The 16,055-nt window shown below is 64.7% G+C and carries 13 protein-coding genes and 1 tRNA gene; 4 read left to right on the top strand and 10 right to left on the bottom strand.

Annotated elements, in window-relative coordinates:
* The first annotated feature begins 283 nt into the window (after positions 1 to 283).
* The 4 genes from FME97_RS03795 to FME97_RS03780 all read left to right on the top strand — a co-directional run bounded on the left by FME97_RS03795 (position 284) and on the right by FME97_RS03780 (position 7,120).
* Positions 284 to 1,543 (top strand): efflux RND transporter periplasmic adaptor subunit, encoded by a 1,260-nt coding sequence (locus tag FME97_RS03795; RefSeq protein ID WP_141427948.1) that lies wholly within the window; start codon positions 284 to 286, stop codon positions 1,541 to 1,543.
* A 3-nt stretch (positions 1,544 to 1,546) separates the two neighbouring features.
* Positions 1,547 to 4,642, top strand: a complete 3,096-nt coding sequence (locus FME97_RS03790; protein WP_141427947.1) for an efflux RND transporter permease subunit — start codon at positions 1,547 to 1,549, stop codon at positions 4,640 to 4,642.
* Positions 4,639 to 6,033, top strand: a complete 1,395-nt coding sequence (locus FME97_RS03785) for an efflux transporter outer membrane subunit (protein WP_141427946.1) — start codon at positions 4,639 to 4,641, stop codon at positions 6,031 to 6,033. The genes FME97_RS03790 and FME97_RS03785 overlap by 4 nt, the downstream gene beginning before the upstream one ends.
* 94 nt (positions 6,034 to 6,127) lie before the next feature.
* A complete protein-coding gene (locus FME97_RS03780) occupies positions 6,128 to 7,120 on the top strand; it encodes a glycoside hydrolase family 43 protein (RefSeq protein WP_141427945.1) in 993 nt (330 codons plus the stop codon).
* A gap of 358 nt (positions 7,121 to 7,478) precedes the next feature.
* On the opposite strand, the gene FME97_RS03775 is transcribed toward FME97_RS03780, so the two are convergent.
* From FME97_RS03775 to murB, 10 genes are all read right to left on the bottom strand, one after another.
* Positions 7,479 to 7,552 (bottom strand) — tRNA-Arg (locus FME97_RS03775).
* 119 nt (positions 7,553 to 7,671) lie between these two features.
* The gene (gene ruvC / locus FME97_RS03770) at positions 7,672 to 8,262 is read right to left on the bottom strand and encodes a crossover junction endodeoxyribonuclease RuvC (RefSeq protein ID WP_141429937.1); all 591 of its coding nucleotides are present in this window, start codon (positions 8,260 to 8,262) and stop codon (positions 7,672 to 7,674) included.
* Between the two features lie 120 nt (positions 8,263 to 8,382).
* On the bottom strand, positions 8,383 to 9,438 hold the full coding sequence (locus tag FME97_RS03765) for a TlpA disulfide reductase family protein (protein WP_141427944.1): 1,056 nt from the start codon (positions 9,436 to 9,438) through the stop codon (positions 8,383 to 8,385).
* Positions 9,439 to 9,447: 9 nt separating this feature from the next.
* A complete protein-coding gene (lpxD, locus tag FME97_RS03760) occupies positions 9,448 to 10,482 on the bottom strand; it encodes a UDP-3-O-(3-hydroxymyristoyl)glucosamine N-acyltransferase (RefSeq protein WP_141427943.1) in 1,035 nt (344 codons plus the stop codon).
* 4 nt (positions 10,483 to 10,486) lie between these two features.
* Positions 10,487 to 10,960 (bottom strand): pantetheine-phosphate adenylyltransferase, encoded by a 474-nt coding sequence (gene coaD / locus FME97_RS03755; protein WP_141427942.1) that lies wholly within the window; start codon positions 10,958 to 10,960, stop codon positions 10,487 to 10,489.
* Between the two features lie 88 nt (positions 10,961 to 11,048).
* Positions 11,049 to 11,648, bottom strand: a complete 600-nt coding sequence (locus FME97_RS03750) for a DUF6549 family protein (RefSeq protein WP_141427941.1) — start codon at positions 11,646 to 11,648, stop codon at positions 11,049 to 11,051.
* A 102-nt stretch (positions 11,649 to 11,750) separates the two neighbouring features.
* Positions 11,751 to 12,470 carry an aminotransferase class IV gene (locus FME97_RS03745; protein WP_141427940.1) on the bottom strand — a complete coding sequence of 240 codons (720 nt, stop codon included), beginning with the start codon at positions 12,468 to 12,470 and terminating at the stop codon, positions 11,751 to 11,753.
* Positions 12,467 to 13,537: a DNA polymerase III subunit delta gene (gene holA, locus FME97_RS03740; protein ID WP_141427939.1), complete on the bottom strand. Its 1,071-nt coding sequence runs from the start codon at positions 13,535 to 13,537 to the stop codon at positions 12,467 to 12,469. Before holA ends, FME97_RS03745 begins: the two co-directional genes overlap by 4 nt.
* Positions 13,538 to 13,541: 4 nt before the next feature.
* Entirely contained in the window at positions 13,542 to 14,885 is a 1,344-nt protein-coding gene (gene tilS / locus FME97_RS03735) for a tRNA lysidine(34) synthetase TilS (protein WP_141427938.1), read from the bottom strand.
* A 64-nt stretch (positions 14,886 to 14,949) separates the two neighbouring features.
* Positions 14,950 to 15,957, bottom strand: a complete 1,008-nt coding sequence (gene murB, locus FME97_RS03730; protein WP_141427937.1) for a UDP-N-acetylmuramate dehydrogenase — start codon at positions 15,955 to 15,957, stop codon at positions 14,950 to 14,952.
* Positions 15,958 to 16,055 lie beyond the last annotated feature (98 nt).

The following is a 16,055-nucleotide window of genomic DNA, read 5'->3' as shown; positions in this document are numbered from 1 at the left end:
CTCCCCGGAAACGTCCGGCGGGCGTTTCCGGGGAGCGCCTCCGGCCTCCGGCGGGCCGGACAACGCGCCCCGCCGGGCAGCCGGTTGTGGAATATCTCCCCGGCGGGTGTGGAACGTTTCCACGTTTTTTTTGCGTATCTTTGTCCCGTCGTTCCGTTAGGGGGTTGGAAATGACCGTTTTGCGTTTGCGGCGGCCGGATTGGTCCGCGGTTTGTCCCTTTCGCGACGATAAGCCCGCGTGCGGCCGTGCCCGTACTGCGGCGAAAACAGACAAAAAAGTAAGATGAATTTCGAAAGAATGAAACCCGATCTGAAGAACCTGGATCTGGACAAACTGAAGAGGGGAGTGGCGGAACGGATTCCGCATGTGTCGGTCGAGATGAACCGCAAACGGTGGATCGTGCTGGTCTGCGCGCTGCTGGCGGCCGGCGGCGGTGTCTGGTGGTGGCTGCGGCCGCGTCCCGTGCCGGAGGTGCTGCCGGTCGTGGCGGCCGAACCGGTGGAGGTCGAGGACGTGAGCGTCTATGGCGAGTACGTGGGGCGCATCCGCGCGCAGCAGTTCGTCGAGATCCGCGCCCGCGTCGAGGGCTATCTCGAGCGGATGCTCTTCACCGAAGGCACGTATATCAAGAAGGGGCAGACGCTCTTCGTCATCGACCCCAAACTCTATCGGGCGCGCGTGAACAAGGCCAAGGCGCAGCTCAACAAGGCCAAGGCGCAGGCGCTCAAGGCGCAGCGCGACCTGGAGCGCATCCGGCCGCTCTACGAGCAGAACGCCGCCAGCCAGCTCGACCTGGACAACGCCATCGCCTCCTACGAGAGCGCCGCGGCCGACGTGGTGGTGTGCGAGGCCGACCTCACGCAGGCCGAGATGACGCTGGGTTACACCACCGTGCAGTCGCCCGTCTCGGGTTACATTTCCGAGCGCAACGTGGACATCGGCACGCTGGTCGGTCCGAGCGGCAAGTCACTGCTGGCGACCGTCGTGAAGAGCGATACGGTGCGCGTCGATTTCAGCATGACGGCGCTGGACTACCTGCGCTCGAAAGCGCGCAATGTCAATCTGGGACAGAAGGACACCACCCGCAAGTGGAATCCCTATATCACCGTGACGCTGGCCGACGGTTCGCAGTATCCCTACCGGGGACTGGTCGATTTCGCCGATCCGCAGGTCGATCCCCAGACGGGAACCTTCTCCGTGCGGGCCGAGATGGCCAACCCGGACCACATCCTGCTGCCGGGGCAGTTCACGAAGGTGAAGCTGCTGCTCGACGTCAGGGAGGACGCCGTGGTCGTGCCGACGAAGGCGCTGGTGATCGAGAAGGGCGGGGCCTATATCTATGTCGTGCGGCCCGACAGCGTCGTGGAGAAGCGGTTCGTGGAGACCGGACCGGAAATTCCCGACAACAAGATGGTCGTCGAGCGCGGCCTTTCGCCCGAGGAGCGGATCGTCGTCGAGGGGTATCACAAGCTCCAGCATGGCATGAAGGTCGAACCGGTGGCGCCGATCCGCCGGGAGGATAACGCAACCGGGGAGGAATAGGCCATGAAGAGCGACTTTTTCATCGACAGGCCCGTCTTCTCGACCGTCCTGTCCATCGTGATCGTGATCGTGGGGGCGATCGGCCTGGCGCTGCTTCCCGTCGATCAGTACCCGCAGATCGTGCCTCCGGTGGTGAAGGTTTCGGCCTCGTATCCGGGCGCCGACGCGCAGACCGTGACGCAGGCCGTGGCCACGCCCATCGAGCAGGAGCTCAACGGCACGCCGGGCATGATCTACATGGAGTCGTCGAGTTCCAACTCGGGCGGCTTCACCGTGACGGTGACCTTCGACATCTCGACGAACCCCGATCTGGCGGCCGTCGATATTCAGAACCGCATCAAGGAGGCCGAGGCGCGCCTGCCGGCCGAAGTCGTGCAGAACGGCATCTCGGTCGAGAAGCAGGCGTCGAGCAAGCTGCTGACCATCACGCTGCTGTCGTCGGATCCGAAGTTCGACGAAATCTACCTCTCGAACTACGCCACGCTCAACGTGCTGGACATGTTGCGCCGTATTCCGGGCGTGGGGCGCGTCTCGAACGTCGGCAGCCGCTACTACGCCATGCAGATATGGGTCGAGCCGGACAAGCTGGCCGACCTGGGACTGACGGTCAAGGACTTGCAGAACGCCCTGAAGGACCAGAACCGCGAATCGGCGGCCGGCGTGCTGGGACAGGCTCCGATGGAGGGCGTGGACGTGACGATTCCCATCACGGCGCAGGGGCGTCTGTCGTCGGTGAGCCAGTTCGAGGACATCGTCGTCAGGGCCAATCCCGACGGGTCGATCATCCGTTTGCGCGACGTGGCCAACATTTCGCTCGAGGCGCAGTCCTACAACACCGAGAGCGGCATCAACGGCGGCAACGCCGCCGTGCTGGATATCTACATGCTGCCCGGGGCCAATGCCGTCGAGGTGGCCGGTGCGGTCCGTGCCACGATGGACGAGATCAGCCGCAACTTTCCGGAGGGCATCACCTACAACGTGCCCTTCGACATGACGACCTATATTTCCGAATCGATCCACCACGTTTACCGCACGCTCTTCGAAGCGCTGGTGCTGGTGATCCTCGTGGTCTTCCTCTCGTTGCAGAGCTGGCGCGCGACGCTCATCCCGATCGTCGCCGTGCCCATTTCGCTCGTCGGTACGTTCGGCGTGATGCTTGTCTTCGGCTTCTCGCTCAACCTGCTGACGCTGCTGGGTCTGATCCTTGCCATCGGCATCGTGGTGGACGACGCCATCGTCGTGGTGGAGAACGTGGACCGTATCATGCACGAGGAGCACCTGTCGCCCTACGAGGCGACGAAGAAGGCGATGCGCAGCCTGGGCGGGGCGCTGATCGCCATGTCCTTGGTGCTCTGCGCCGTGTTCGTGCCCGTGAGTTTCCTCTCGGGCATTACGGGGCAGCTCTACCGGCAGTTCACCATCACGATCGCCGTGTCGGTGATTATTTCCACTGTTGTCGCGCTGACGCTCAGTCCGGTGATGTGTTCGCTGTTCCTGCGGCCCGAGAACGCCGGAAAGAAAAACCGCGTTTTCCGTTATATCAACCTCTTTCTGGCCCGCGGCAATCTCCTCTACGGCCGGACGATCGTGCGGGCGCTGGGCCGTTCGCGGCGGATGCTGACCGCCTTCGGCATCGTGCTGGTGGGCATCTGGGCGATGAACCGGCTGGTTCCCCAGAGCTTCATGCCGCAGGAGGATCAGGGATACTTCACCGTGGAGCTGGAGCTGCCCGAGGGCGCCACGATCGAGCGGACGCGCGAGGTCACGGACCGCGCCGTGCGCTTCCTGAAGAAGGACCCCGACGTCGAATACGTGCTCAACGTGACGGGGTCGAGTCCCCGTGTGGGGACGAACCAGGCGCGCAGTCAGCTCACCGTCATCCTCAAGCCGTGGGACGAGCGCGAGACGGAGGATATCGGCGAGGTGATGCGGCGCGTGCGCGACGAGCTGTCGCGCTATCCCGAGAGCAGGGTTTACCTCTCGACGCCGCCGGTGATTCCCGGACTGGGGCAGTCGGGCGGTTTCGAGATGGTGCTCGAGGCGCGCGGCAACACGACCTACGGCGAGCTGCAACAGGCGGTCGATACGCTGATGTACTACGCCGGGCGGACGCCCGAGCTGACGGGGCTGTCGTCGTCGATGCAGGGCGACATTCCGCAGCTCTACTTCGACGTGGACCGCGACAAGGCGCAGTTGCTGGGCGTCTCGATGTCGGACGTCTTCTCGACGATGAAGGCCTTCACGGGGTCGATCTACGTCAATGACTTCAACCTGTTCAACCGCATCTACCGCGTCTATATTCAGGCCGAAGCGCCCTACCGGGCCAGCCGCGACAACCTGAACCTGTTCTTCGTGCGCGGCGCCGACGGGGCGATGATCCCCGTCACGGCCCTCGGCACGACCGACTACACGACGGGACCCGGAACCATCAAGCGGTTCAACATGTTCACCTCGGCGACCATCTCCGGCGAGGCGGCCCACGGTTACAGCTCGGGGCAGGCGATGGATGCGCTGGAGCGGATCGTCGCCGAGCATCTTCCGGCGGATATAGGCGTCGAATGGAGCGGCCTTTCCTATCAGGAGAAGCGGGTGAGCGGGCAAACGGGCGTCGTGCTGGCGCTGGCCTTCCTGTTCGTCTTCCTCTTCCTCGCGGCGCAGTACGAGAGCTGGTCGGTTCCCGTGGCCGTGATCCTGTCGCTGCCGGTGGCCGGCATCGGGGCCTATCTGGGCATCTGGATATGCGGACTGGAGAACAACATCTATTTCCAGATCGGACTGGTGATGCTCGTGGGGCTGGTGGCCAAGAACGCCATCCTGATCGTGGAGTTCGCCAAGGAGGAGGTCGAGAAGGGACGCGACATCGTCGAGGCGGCCGTCACGGCGGCGCATCTGCGCTTCCGCCCGATCGTCATGACCTCGCTGGCCTTCATTCTGGGCTTGCTGCCGCTGGTCTTCGCGTCGGGGCCGGGTTCGGCGAGCCGCCAGGGCATCGGAACCGGCGTGTTCTTCGGCATGCTCGTGGCCATCTCCGCCGGCATCGTCTTCGTGCCCTTCTTCTTCGTCTGGATTTACCGTCTTAAAGCCAAACTGAAACGATGAAACGAATCCCGATATACCTTGCCGCCCTTGCGGCGGCCTTCCTTTGCGGCTGTTCGGCGGTCAGGCACTGCAAGTCGCCCGAGCTGAACCTGCCGGAGACCCTCTCCCCGGACCAGACCGATTCGACGACCGTCGCCGACGTCGCGTGGTGGCGGTTCTACGGCGATGCGGCGTTGTGCGACCTGATCGAACGGACGCTCGCCGCCAACAAGGACATGCTGGCGGCCGCCGCGCGCGTCGAGCGGATGCGGCAGCTCTACCGGATCGACAAGGCCAGCCGGCTGCCCGTTTTCTCCGCTTCGGTCTATGCCAACCGCGAGACGAACGATTATTACGAGAAGCCGTTCAGCAACGACCCCGAAATGGGAGCCAAGGCCTCCGTGAGCTGGGAGCTGGACCTGTGGGGCAACCTGCGCTGGGCCAAACGCCGGGGCGGGGCCGAATACCTCGCGTCGGTGGAGGATTGGCGCGCGATGCGCATGACGCTCGTGGCGGAGGTCGCCACGGCCTATTTCGAACTGATGGCGCTCGACAACGAACTGGCGATCGTGCGGCGGACGCTCGAGACGCGGCGCGAGGACGTGCATCAGGCCAAACTGCGGTTCGAAGGGGGCCTCACGGCCGAGACGGTCTATCAGCAGGCACAGGTGGAGTACGCCACCACGGCGGCGCGCATCCCCGATCTCGAACGGCGGATCCGGATGATGGAGAACAGCATCTCGCTGCTCGCGGGCGGCTATCCCGGAGGGGAGGTGCGGCGGAGCGGGCTGGCGCTGAACATCACCATGCCCGACAGCCTGCCCGTCGGGTTGCCTTCGGGGCTGTTGCAGCGGCGCCCCGACGTGCGTTCTTCGGAGCAGCAGCTCCGGGCCGCGATGGCCGAGGCGGGCATGGCCTATGCCGACCGTTTCCCGCGGCTGACCTTCACGCTGACGGGCGGCGTGGAGAACAGCGAGCTGACGGGCTTTTTCCGTTCGCCCTTCTCTTATGTGGCGGGGGCGATCGCAGCCCCGGTCTTCGGGTTCGGCCGTAGGCAGGCCAAGTACCGTGCCGCGCTGGCGGCCTACGACGAGGCGCGTCTGGCCTACGAGAAGAAGGTGCTGGAGGTTTTCAAGGAGACCGACGACGCCATCGTGACCTACCGGAACGTCCGGCGGACGGCCGAGCTGAACGTCACGCTCCGCGATGCCGCCAGCAAATACGTCAAACTGGCGAATATCCAGTACCGCGGCGGCAATATCAACTACATCGACGTGCTGGACGCCCAGCGGCGTTACCTCGATGCGCAGATCGGGCTGAGCAATGCCGTCCGCGACGAGCACCTAGCCCTCGTGCAGCTTTACAAGGCGCTGGGCGGCGGCTGGACGATGCCCGACGGCGGGCGGAAGTGAGCGCGGGCGTGCGCCGGCGAATTTTCCGCCGCGGATCTGCGGGTCCGTGGCGGATTTTTCGTATTTTAGCGTCGTCAATTCCAACTGAAACGTTATGAACATCCGCTTTTTCAGCCTGCTCGCGTTGGCGGGGTGCACGGTATTCGGCGTCTCCTGCGCCGGGTCCGGAACGCCGGAACGGAGCGGCAACCCCATTTTCGAGGGATGGTATGCCGATCCCGAAGCCGTCGTTTACGACGGAACCTGCTGGGTCTATCCCACGAGCAGCCTTCCCTACGACGAGCAGCTCTCCTTCGACTGCTTCTCCTCCGACGACCTGGTGCACTGGACGAAGCACACCGGCATCCTGAAGCAGGCCGACGTGGCGTGGGCGCGGCGGGCCATGTGGGCGCCGGCCGCCATCCGCAAGGACGGCCGCTACTACTTCTTCTTCGCGGCCAACGACGTGCACGAAGGCGAGGTCGGCGGTATCGGCGTGGCGGTGAGCGACCGTCCCGAGGGACCCTACCGCGATCTGCTCGGCAAGCCGCTGATCAATGAGATCGTGAACGGCGCGCAGCCCATCGACCAGTTCGTTTACGAACACGGGGGCGAATACTACATGTATTACGGCGGCTGGGGCCACTGCAACGTGGTGCGGCTGAAGGAGGACTTCACGGGAATCCGACCTTTCGACGACGGGGAGCTCTACAAGGAGATCACCCCCGAACGCTATACCGAGGGGCCGTTCCTGTTCGAACGCAAGGGAAAATACTATTTCATGTGGTCCGAGGGAGCCTGGACGGGCCCCGACTATTCGGTGGCCTACGCCGTGTCGGATTCGCCGCTCGGACCGTTCGAACGCATCGGAACGATCATGCGGCAGGACCCCGCCGTGGCTACGGGAGCCGGACATCACTCCGTGATCCGCATCCCGGGCACGGACGACTACTATATCGTCTATCACCGTCATCCGCTGGGCGACGGCGAGGGGGCTCACCGGCAGGTGTGCATCGAACGGATGACGTTCGACGCCGAGGGCCGGATCGAGCCGGTCCGGCTGACATTCGAAGGAGTGGAGGCCCGCGATTTGTCCCGCAATCTGTAGAGAAGCCCGGCCGGAGGCCGGAACTGCCGGTACAAGAGGCAGTCCGACGAGTTCGGCCTTACGTGTTCACCCCTGTCGGAGCAATCTCCGACAGGGGTGATTTTTGCTTGCGGAGGAGACTTTGTCGGGCATCCCCTTTTTTCGGGTTTCCTCCCGGTTCCTTCGTCCGGCTTCGGGGCCTTTCCGGTTTTCTGAGCGCGGTTCCCGGGGGCTTTCCCGGTTTTCGGTTTTTCCGTTTTTTTGCTCCGGCCCTTTCCGGAATGTGAATCCTGTCCGCCGCGGGACGGATTTCCATTCCTTCTTCTTCGGGCACTCCCTAAATGCAAGAAAGAGAGCCTTTTGGACTCTCTCTCTCCTGTGACGCCGACAGGACTCAAACCTGTAACCTTCTGATCCGTAGTCAGATGCTCTATTCAATTAAGCTACGGCGCCGAATTGCGAGTGCAAATATACGGCGGAAATCCGAAACTCGCAAATAATTTCGGGAAAAAATTGCCGAATTTCTGTCTCCGTGGTGCAATGCGTTGATTGCTATTGCATTGCGGTGCGGATTATTTGATCTCCCGGTCGGGGTGTTTTTTCAGAAACTGTTCCCAGCTTTGCGATCCGCCCTTCGAGGCGGCCTTTTTGCCTCCGCCGAGGCCCTTGACGCGGTCGTTTCCCAGCAGGGCGTTCATCGGGCCGGAGGTCGTGAAGTAGTGGCACAGGGCCACGGCCATTCCGTCCGTGGCGTCGAGCCGCTTCGGCGGCCGTTCGACGGCCAGCGTGCGGCAGACGATGGCGGCGACCTGCTCCTTGGCGGCCGAGCCGCGTCCGGTGATGGATTGTTTGATGCGCATGGGGGCGTATTCGAATACGTCGAGGCCGCGGCTCAGCGCGGCGGCCATCGCCACGCCCTGCGCCCGCCCGAGCTTGAGCATCGACTGCACGTTCTCGCCGAAGAAGGGCGATTCGAGCGCCACCTCCTGCGGACGGTAGGTATCGACCAGCGCGCCGACGCGTTCGAAGATGTAGCGCAGCTTGGCGTAGGGATCCGCGATCCGGTGCAGGTCGATGTCGCCCAGCACGACCGGACGCAGCGTGCGCCCTTCGATCTCCAGCACGCCGTAACCCATGTAGTTCGTGCCGGGGTCGATGCCCATGATGCGGTAGGATGTCTTGTCAGCCAACGGCGTGCGCGGTTTGCGGTGAAACGGATTCGGAAAAGCGCCCCTCCGGACGGCGAACCGGAACCGGAGGGGCGCAGGGTCGGGCGGAACGGGCTATTTCAGCAGCTCCCCGATCTTCTCGTAGAGCGCCTCGCCGCGCAGGTTCTTGGCGATGATCCTGCCCTCGCGGTCGATCAGCAGGTTCGTGGGAATGGCCTGTACGGCGTAATCCTTGGCCGCCTGGTTGTCGAATCCGCCGAGCGTGCTCACGTGGATCCAGTCCATGCCGTTGTCCTTCACGGCGGCGAGCCACTTGTCGCGGTTGTTGTCGAACGACACGCCGTAGATCTCGAATCCCTTATCGTGGAACTCCCCGTAGGTCTTCTTCAGGTGGGGAACCTCGCCCATGCAGGGACCGCACCACGAAGCCCAGAAGTCGAGCAGGACGTATTTCGTCGCCGGGTTCTCTACGACGGATTTGAGCGACACCTCCTTGCCGTCGGCGTCGGGCTGTACGACGTCGATATAGGGCTGTCCCACGTCGGTCTTGAGCTTCTGCTCGGCATTCTCCCTGATTTTGGTCATTTCCCCGGTCTGCTGCAACTCCGCAGGGAAGAGGGCGATCTCGTCCAGAATCTCCTGGCCCGAAAGTCCGTAGGCCTGCTGCGAGAGCATCACCACGCCGAAATAGTTGTTGCGGTTCTGCTCGAGGGCCTGGCTGCCCAGCTCCTCGTACTCCTCCTCGATGGCCTCGCGGCGCTCGTCGGTGGTCTCCGGATCGCGGAATTCGCGGATCAGCTCGCTGCCGGCGGTCATGTAGGCCGTGTTGGCGTCGTTCGATACGGTGCCTGTCGCAAACAGGGCGTTCTGCTCCTGCTCGCTGCGGGCCACCGTGATCGTGCCCGGTTCGAGGATCAGCATGACGCCGAACGTTCCGCGCATGTCGCGGGCGTCGGTCAGGATGGCGCTCGCGGGGGCTTCGGCCACGCCTTCGATGCGGAATGCGCCGTTCTCTACCTTGGCCGAGTCGAGCAGCTGCTGCTGCCGGTCGAACAGATAGACCGTCTCGTTGATGCCTTCGAGATTGCCCTCGACGACATACCGGTTTTCGTTATTGCCGCAGCTGCACAGCACGGCGGCGGCCGCTGCGAGTGTCAGAATCTTTTTCATGGTCGTCAGTTATTTTTTAAGTTCCGTAATCTCTTTCTCCAGGGCCAGGACCCGTTTGTCCAGCTCGGGAAGCCGTTTGAAGACATTGGCCGCGCGGTGGTACTGCATGCCGGGCAGCGCCGGGTAGCCGAAGCGGATCTCCCCGTCGGGCACGTCCTTGTCCAGACCGCTCTTCGAGCCGATCTTCACGCGGTCGCCGATCGTCACGTGGTCGGCGATGCCCACCTGCCCCGCGAGGAAGCAGTTGGCCCCGACCTTCGAAGTCCCCGCGATGCCGGTCTGCGCCGACGAAACGGTGTTCTCGCCGATCTGCACGTTGTGTCCTATCTGGATCAGGTTATCAAGTTTCACGCCACGGCGGATGACGGTCGAGTCGGTTTTGGCGCGGTCGATGCAGGTGTTGGCTCCGATCTCCACGTCGTCTTCGATCACCACGTTGCCCAGTTGGGGAATCTTGTCGAAGCCCCCCTCGGCGTTGGGAAGGAATCCGAAGCCGTCGGCGCCGATCACCGCGCCGGCGTGGAGGATGCAGCGGCTGCCGATCGTGCAGCCTTCATAGACCTTGACCCCTGGGTAGAGAATCGTGCCGTCGCCCACCGTCGTGCCCTGCCCGAGGTAAACCTGCGGGTAAATCTGGCATCCCCTGCCGATCCGCACGCCCGCTTCGACGACGGCGAAATCGCCGATGTAGCACTCCTCGCCCACGACGGCCTCTTCGGCCACCGAGGCGCGGGGGCTGATCCCCGTGCGGCGGGGCTTCGCGGCGTTGTACATTTCGAGCAGGCGGAGCACGCAGGCTCCGGCGTCGGCCACCCTGACGAGCGTGGCGGCGACCGGGCGCGAAGGCGTGAACGAACTGTCCACGAGTACGATCGACGCTCCGGTGGTATAGACGAAGGGTTCGTATTTGGGATTGGTCAGATAGGTCAGCGATCCGGCCTTCCCCTCCTCGATCGAGGAGACGGTGTGCACTTTGGCGTTTTTGTCGCCGATGACTTCGCCGCCCAGAAACCCGGCGATCATTTCGGCTGTGAATTCCATCATAGGCTTATTGCAAGTAGTTGTTTATGTCGATTCCTTCGGGCATGAACTCCTCTACCGTGCGGCCGAATGAGAGCACCTCGCGGACCGTCGAGGAGGAGATGTCCGCCACGGGCGAAGGGGTGAAGAGCATTACGGTCGTGATCTCGGGGTAGATGCGGTGGTTCGTGGCCTCCATCGTGCGTTCGTATTCGAAGTCGGTGGTGTTCCTCACGCCGCGGATGATGGCGCAGGCGCCCATCTGCTCGGCGAACTCGCCCGTCAGCCCCGTGTAAACCCGGGCCTCGACGCGCGGATTGCGGGCGTAGATGTCGTCGATGAGCCGCTTGCGGTTTCCGACGGTCAGCAACCCCTGCTTGGCCGTGTTGTTGCCGATGCCGATCACCACGCGGTCGAACAGGTTGAGCGCCTCCTCGACCAGCGCGGCGTGGCCGCGCGTGAAAGGGTCGAACGACCCCGGAAAGATTGCAGTCCGTTCCATACCGGACAAAGATACGCAACAAAGTGAAAAGGGCAAGGGTTCAGGCGGATTTTTTATTCGGCGGGTGTGTCTTGCGGCTGCGTGCGGGTCAGCGCTCGATGCGGACGTACTCCGTGTAGACGATCCGCGTGTGGGGGTTCGACGAGACGATCTGCTGCCGGAGGGCTTTCGTGCCCCAGCGGATGAAGAGGAACCGGCGCGGGACGCGGTGCACGACCTGGCGCAGGGTATCGACGCTGCGGATGCGGCATTCGGCCGAGTCGCGGCCTATCGACCCTTCGACCGTGACCCACGGATCGCGCCAGCGGAACCGCCGCAGGGTGTCCCATGCGGGGACCGCCGCCCGGCGGGGAACGAGCGTGTCGCGCAGCGGCGCGCGGAGTACGACGGCGGTCTGCGTCGAGCTCTTCGCCGCGGCTTCGACCCGGCGCAGCCTGATTCCCAGCTGCCGGATGCGGGCGGCGTCGGCCGCGCGCAGCTCCTCGAACTCGGCGCAGCGGAGGCGGAGCGCCTGCACCGAGGCGGCCTCCTCGCCCAGCCGTGTGCGGTAGCGTTCGACTTCGGAGGCGAGGGCGGTCTGGTTGTCGGCCAGACGCCGGCTTTCTCCGCGGGCGTGGCGGCAGGAGCGGCAGGCGCAGGCGAGCAGCGCCGTCGTCAGGACGGCGTAGCAGAGAAGGAATTTTTTCATGATTGAAGCGTTTTTACGACCTTGCTGCCGGGACGGTTTTCCGCACGGCGCAGGGTCCGGTTCGACGCTCCGAAGATAGGGCGGCGGAGGGCGTTCGGGTTTCTATTTTTTCGGAAACAGCCCCTCCAGCGCCTCCGCGACGCGTTCGGCGACGAGTGTCATGAGCGGCTGCCCGTCGCAGCGTGAAAGGGCCGTGATGCCCCGGTGGTCGGCGTAGAACAGCTCTTCGGCCCGGGGCAGCTCGCGGCGTCGGAGCGGCTCCTCGCGGAGCGTCAGTCCGGCCGCCCGGACTGCTTCGCGCGCCAGGCATCCCTCGACGCTCGCGGGCGCGGGGGCGGTGTACACCGTGTGTCCGCGCACGGCGAACAATGGGGCGCCGTCGGCCGTGAGCAGCCGCTCCTCCGCGTCGCAACGCACGGCCGCCGCCGCGCCGCGGAGGGCGGCGAGCCGTGCGGCCAGCAGTTCCGCGGCCTCCCGGGCCGAGGTGGGGGCTTCGGGGCAGAGCGGGTCGTAGCGGAGCGTGACGGCCGCGGGCGAGAGGCTCCGCAGGGCGTATCCGTCGTAAAGGGAGATGCCGGCCGCGAGCAGCCGTTCGCCGCCTTCGGGCGTCAGCTCGAGGCGTACGAAACCCGAGACGCCTGCCGGGTAGCGTTCCGCTGCGGCGAGGGCTTCGATGCGGGCTGCGAGCCGTGCCGGATCGGGTGCATAGGAACGTCCGAACAGGGCGCGCGACGCTGCGTCGAGCAGCGCCGCATGCGCTGCGACGTTCCGCGCGCGCCCGCGGGCGACGTGCACGGTCTGGTATAGGCAGAGCTCCGTCAAGCGAAGAAGATTTTCAGCAGCAGTTCGCGCAGCAGTTCCCCGTCCGGCGCGCCGCCGGCATTGAGCCCCTTGCTCTTGGCGTCGTATTCGCGCAGCAGCCCGAGGATGCCGAAGACTTTGCGGTTGTCCCACGCCGCGGCGTTCTGCTTGATTTCGGCGAGGACGAACGTGTTGTTCTTGCGCAGGATGCGCATCAGTTCCTGATCGGGCGGGAAGGGCTTGCCCTTGTGGCGTGCGAGCCACCGCAGGTAGTTCACCACGAACAGGTCGCGGAACTGCCCGAACAGCGCCATGACGGTCAGCAGCAGCGGGTTGTCCTTGGGGTTGCGGGCGAAGTGGTCGGCGATCATCAGCGCGCGGCCCATGTCCCGCGTGAGGACGGCCTTGCACAACTCGAAGTTGTTGAAATCCTTCGAGATGCCGATGTTGGCCTCGATATCCGCATCGGTGATGCGCTTCGTCCCCTCGGGCAGCGAGACGGTGAGCTTGCACAGCTCGTTCGAGATCTTGGCGATGTCGGTCCCCAGGTGGTCGGTGAGCATCGACAGCGCCTTCTGGTCGATCGTCAGCCCCCGTCCCTTGACGAACTGCTGCAACCACGAGGCGATCTCGTAGTCGCGCGGCCGCACCGATTCGAACACCGCGCCGTTCGCGGCGCATCCTTTGTAGAAGGCCGAACGCTTGTCGGCGTTCTTCTCCTTGTGGCAGACGACGAGAATGGTCGTGGGCGAGGGCTTCTGCGTGTAGTACGAGAGTTTCTCGATGCCCCGCAACTGTTGCGCCTCCTTGACGATCACCACCTGGTACTGTCCCATCATGGGCATCTGCCGGCAGAGGTTCACCACCTGTCCGGCGTCGGTGTCGCGGCCATAGACGGTGATCTGGTTGAAGGCCCGCGACGCCTCGTCGAGGACGGTCGTGGCGAGCCGTTCGGCCAGCGCGTCGATGAAGTAGCCCTCCTCGCCCATGAGCAGGTAAACGGGAGCGAACCTCCGGGCCGCGATCTCTGCGGCGAGCTGTTCGTACCGGGCGACCGAGTCGCGGAATTTGAGTGCGCTTTTTGCCATGTTTTCAGAGAATCTCTTTGGTGATCCGCAGCACGTTCTCCGTGCCGCGCGTCAGGCGGTAGCGGTCGTCGATGCGGCGGCCGACGAGCCATGCGATCTCGTCGCCGGAGAGCAGCACGAACTGCCGCTGCTTCTCGGGCATCGACACCTTGGCGTCCACCAGGAAGTCGCTGACCTTCTTGCTGCCGGTCATGCCGAAGGGGATGAACCGGTCGCCCTCGCGCCAGCGGCGCAGCGTGAGCGGATAGCTCAGCCTGTCGGCATCGAGCAGCGCGACGTTCGGAGGGGTGTCGAACGTCCTGACCTCGTCAACGGAGAGGTATTCGTAGTAGAGCGCCGAGTTGCCGCAGTAGCTGCGCAGGGCGCCCTGGCGGACGGTCGTCAGGCAGTCGTCGTCCGGGGCGATCGGAGCCACGCGGATCGCTCCGCGGTCGATCGTGGCCACGCGGTCGCGGGCGTAGAAGCGCTTTCCCGTGGCGTTCTGCTCCAGGGCGCGGCACAGCGCATCGACCGTGTCGCCCTTGAAGCCGTAGGCCGAGCTGAGCAGCTCGTAGATGACGAACTCGCGCGGGAAGGCCGGGTCGATGCGCTCGGGACGGATCGTGTCGATTCCGTCGCGGCTCTCGACGGCCTCTCCGCGGATGCGTTCGATGCCGTGGTTGATGAACAACTGCGCGTCGGTGAGCCGCGCGAGGTTGCGGCGCATCAGGAGGGTGAATTTGGGGTTGATCTCCCGGATGCGGGGAATCAGCCCCAGCCGGATCTTGTTGCGCAGGTATTTGGTCGAGCGGTTCGACGAATCCTCCCGGAAGGGGATGCGCTGCTGGACGGCGTATTCGAGAATCTCCTTGCGCGAGGCGAACATGAGCGGACGGACGACCTTGCCGATCTGGGCCGAAATGCCCGTCAGCCCGCGCAGCCCCGTGCCGCGCAGCAGGTTGATGAAGAACGTCTCGATCGAGTCGTCGGCATGGTGGGCGATCGCCACGGCCGTATAGCCGTGTTCGCGGCTCAGAAGGTCGAACCACGCGTAGCGCAGCCGCCGGGCCGCCATCTCCATCGACTCGCCCGTGCGCTCCATCTCCGCGGCCGTCTCGAACCGTTTGTTGTAGAACGGCACGCCGTATTTGGCGGCCTCCTCTTCGACTAACACCTCGTCCTCGTCGCTCTCGGCGCCCCGCAGTTGGAAGTTGCAGTGCGCCACACCCACGGAGTATCCGCAGCGGGTGAACAGCGACAGCATGACCATCGAGTCCACGCCGCCCGAGACGGTCAGCAGGATGCGGTCGTCGTGCGAGACGAGGCGGTTCTCGTCGATATAGCGTTGAAAGGCTTCCGGCAGATTCATCGTTCCGACATGTTTTCGTTTCGTTCCCTTTCCGGCGGGGCGGGCCCGGCTGCGGCGGGAGTGTTCAGAGGATATTGACTTCGGTCGAGATTTCCACGCCGAACCGTTCGACGACCGACCGCTGGATCCGCCGGGCGAAGGCGATCACTTCGGCGCCCGTCGCGCCTCCGCGGTTCACGAGCACCAGCGCCTGCCGCTCGTGCACGCCGACGCGCCCTTCGCTGCGGCCTTTCCACCCCGCGCGGTCGATGAGCCATCCGGCGGCCAGCTTCACGCCGCCGTCCGGGGCGGGGTAGTGCGGCATGTCGGGCCAGGCAGCCAGCAACCGCGCTGCTTCGGAGGCTCCGACCACCGGGTTCTTGAAGAAGCTGCCCGCGTTACCCGCGACTTTCGGATCGGGGAGTTTCGCGCGGCGGATCGCCGAGATCGCCTCGCGGATGTTGCGCAGCGACACGCCCCCGCGGGCCTCGACCTCGCGCGCGACGTCCCCGTAGTCCAGCCGGGGCTGCGGCGTGCGCGAAAGGCGCAGCTCGACGGCCGTGATGACCACGCGCCCCCGGAGCGTGTGCTTGAAGACGCTCTCGCGGTAGCCGAAGCCGCAGTGCGCCGCGTCGAGCGTGAGCATCGTGCCCGTTTCGACGCAGAACATTTCCACCCGTTCGATGACGTCCTTCGCCTCGCAGCCGTAGGCTCCGATGTTCTGCACCGGCGCGGCTCCGGCCTTGCCGGGGATGAGCGAGAGGTTCTCGATGCCCCACAGTCCCCGCCCGACGGCCCACTCCACCAGGTCGTCCCATTCGACGCCCGCCTCGGCCCGGACGTACACCCTATCGCCCTCGTCCTTCGTCACGGCGATGCCGCGCGCCGCGGGGGTCAGCAGCAGCCCGTCGTAGTCCCGGGTGAAGAGGATGTTGTTGCCGCCGCTCAGCACGCACCACTCCGCGGGCGCGCCTCCGGCGAAGATCGCCCGCAGATCGTCGGCCGTTTCGAACTCGGCGAGCCGTGCGGCCTGCTGCTCGACGCCGAAACTGTTGCGGTCGCGCAGGCTGATGTGGTGAAATTCTCGGATCATACGTGCAAAGTTAGGAATTATTTAGTAACTTTGAATGATCGCGGGGGACCATTCCGCTTCCGGCGGTTTTTTCCCGTACCGCGCGGCGCTCTCCGCCC

The sequence above is a fragment of the Alistipes dispar genome (assembly GCF_006542685.1).
Taxonomy (GTDB): Bacteria; Bacteroidota; Bacteroidia; order Bacteroidales; family Rikenellaceae; genus Alistipes; species Alistipes dispar.
This window is presented reverse-complemented; position numbering and strand designations above follow the sequence as displayed.

Coding starts and splice junctions, on each gene's coding strand:
- FME97_RS03795 (WP_141427948.1), top strand. CDS start 284: ATGAATTTCGAAAGAATGAAACCCGATCTGAAGAACCTGGATCTGGAC.
- FME97_RS03790 (WP_141427947.1), top strand. CDS start 1,547: ATGAAGAGCGACTTTTTCATCGACAGGCCCGTCTTCTCGACCGTCCTG.
- FME97_RS03785 (WP_141427946.1), top strand. CDS start 4,639: ATGAAACGAATCCCGATATACCTTGCCGCCCTTGCGGCGGCCTTCCTT.
- FME97_RS03780 (WP_141427945.1), top strand. CDS start 6,128: ATGAACATCCGCTTTTTCAGCCTGCTCGCGTTGGCGGGGTGCACGGTA.
- ruvC (WP_141429937.1), bottom strand. CDS start 8,262: ATGGGCATCGACCCCGGCACGAACTACATGGGTTACGGCGTGCTGGAG.
- FME97_RS03765 (WP_141427944.1), bottom strand. CDS start 9,438: ATGAAAAAGATTCTGACACTCGCAGCGGCCGCCGCCGTGCTGTGCAGC.
- lpxD (WP_141427943.1), bottom strand. CDS start 10,482: ATGATGGAATTCACAGCCGAAATGATCGCCGGGTTTCTGGGCGGCGAA.
- coaD (WP_141427942.1), bottom strand. CDS start 10,960: ATGGAACGGACTGCAATCTTTCCGGGGTCGTTCGACCCTTTCACGCGC.
- FME97_RS03750 (WP_141427941.1), bottom strand. CDS start 11,648: ATGAAAAAATTCCTTCTCTGCTACGCCGTCCTGACGACGGCGCTGCTC.
- holA (WP_141427939.1), bottom strand. CDS start 13,537: ATGGCAAAAAGCGCACTCAAATTCCGCGACTCGGTCGCCCGGTACGAA.
- tilS (WP_141427938.1), bottom strand. CDS start 14,885: ATGAATCTGCCGGAAGCCTTTCAACGCTATATCGACGAGAACCGCCTC.
- murB (WP_141427937.1), bottom strand. CDS start 15,957: ATGATCCGAGAATTTCACCACATCAGCCTGCGCGACCGCAACAGTTTC.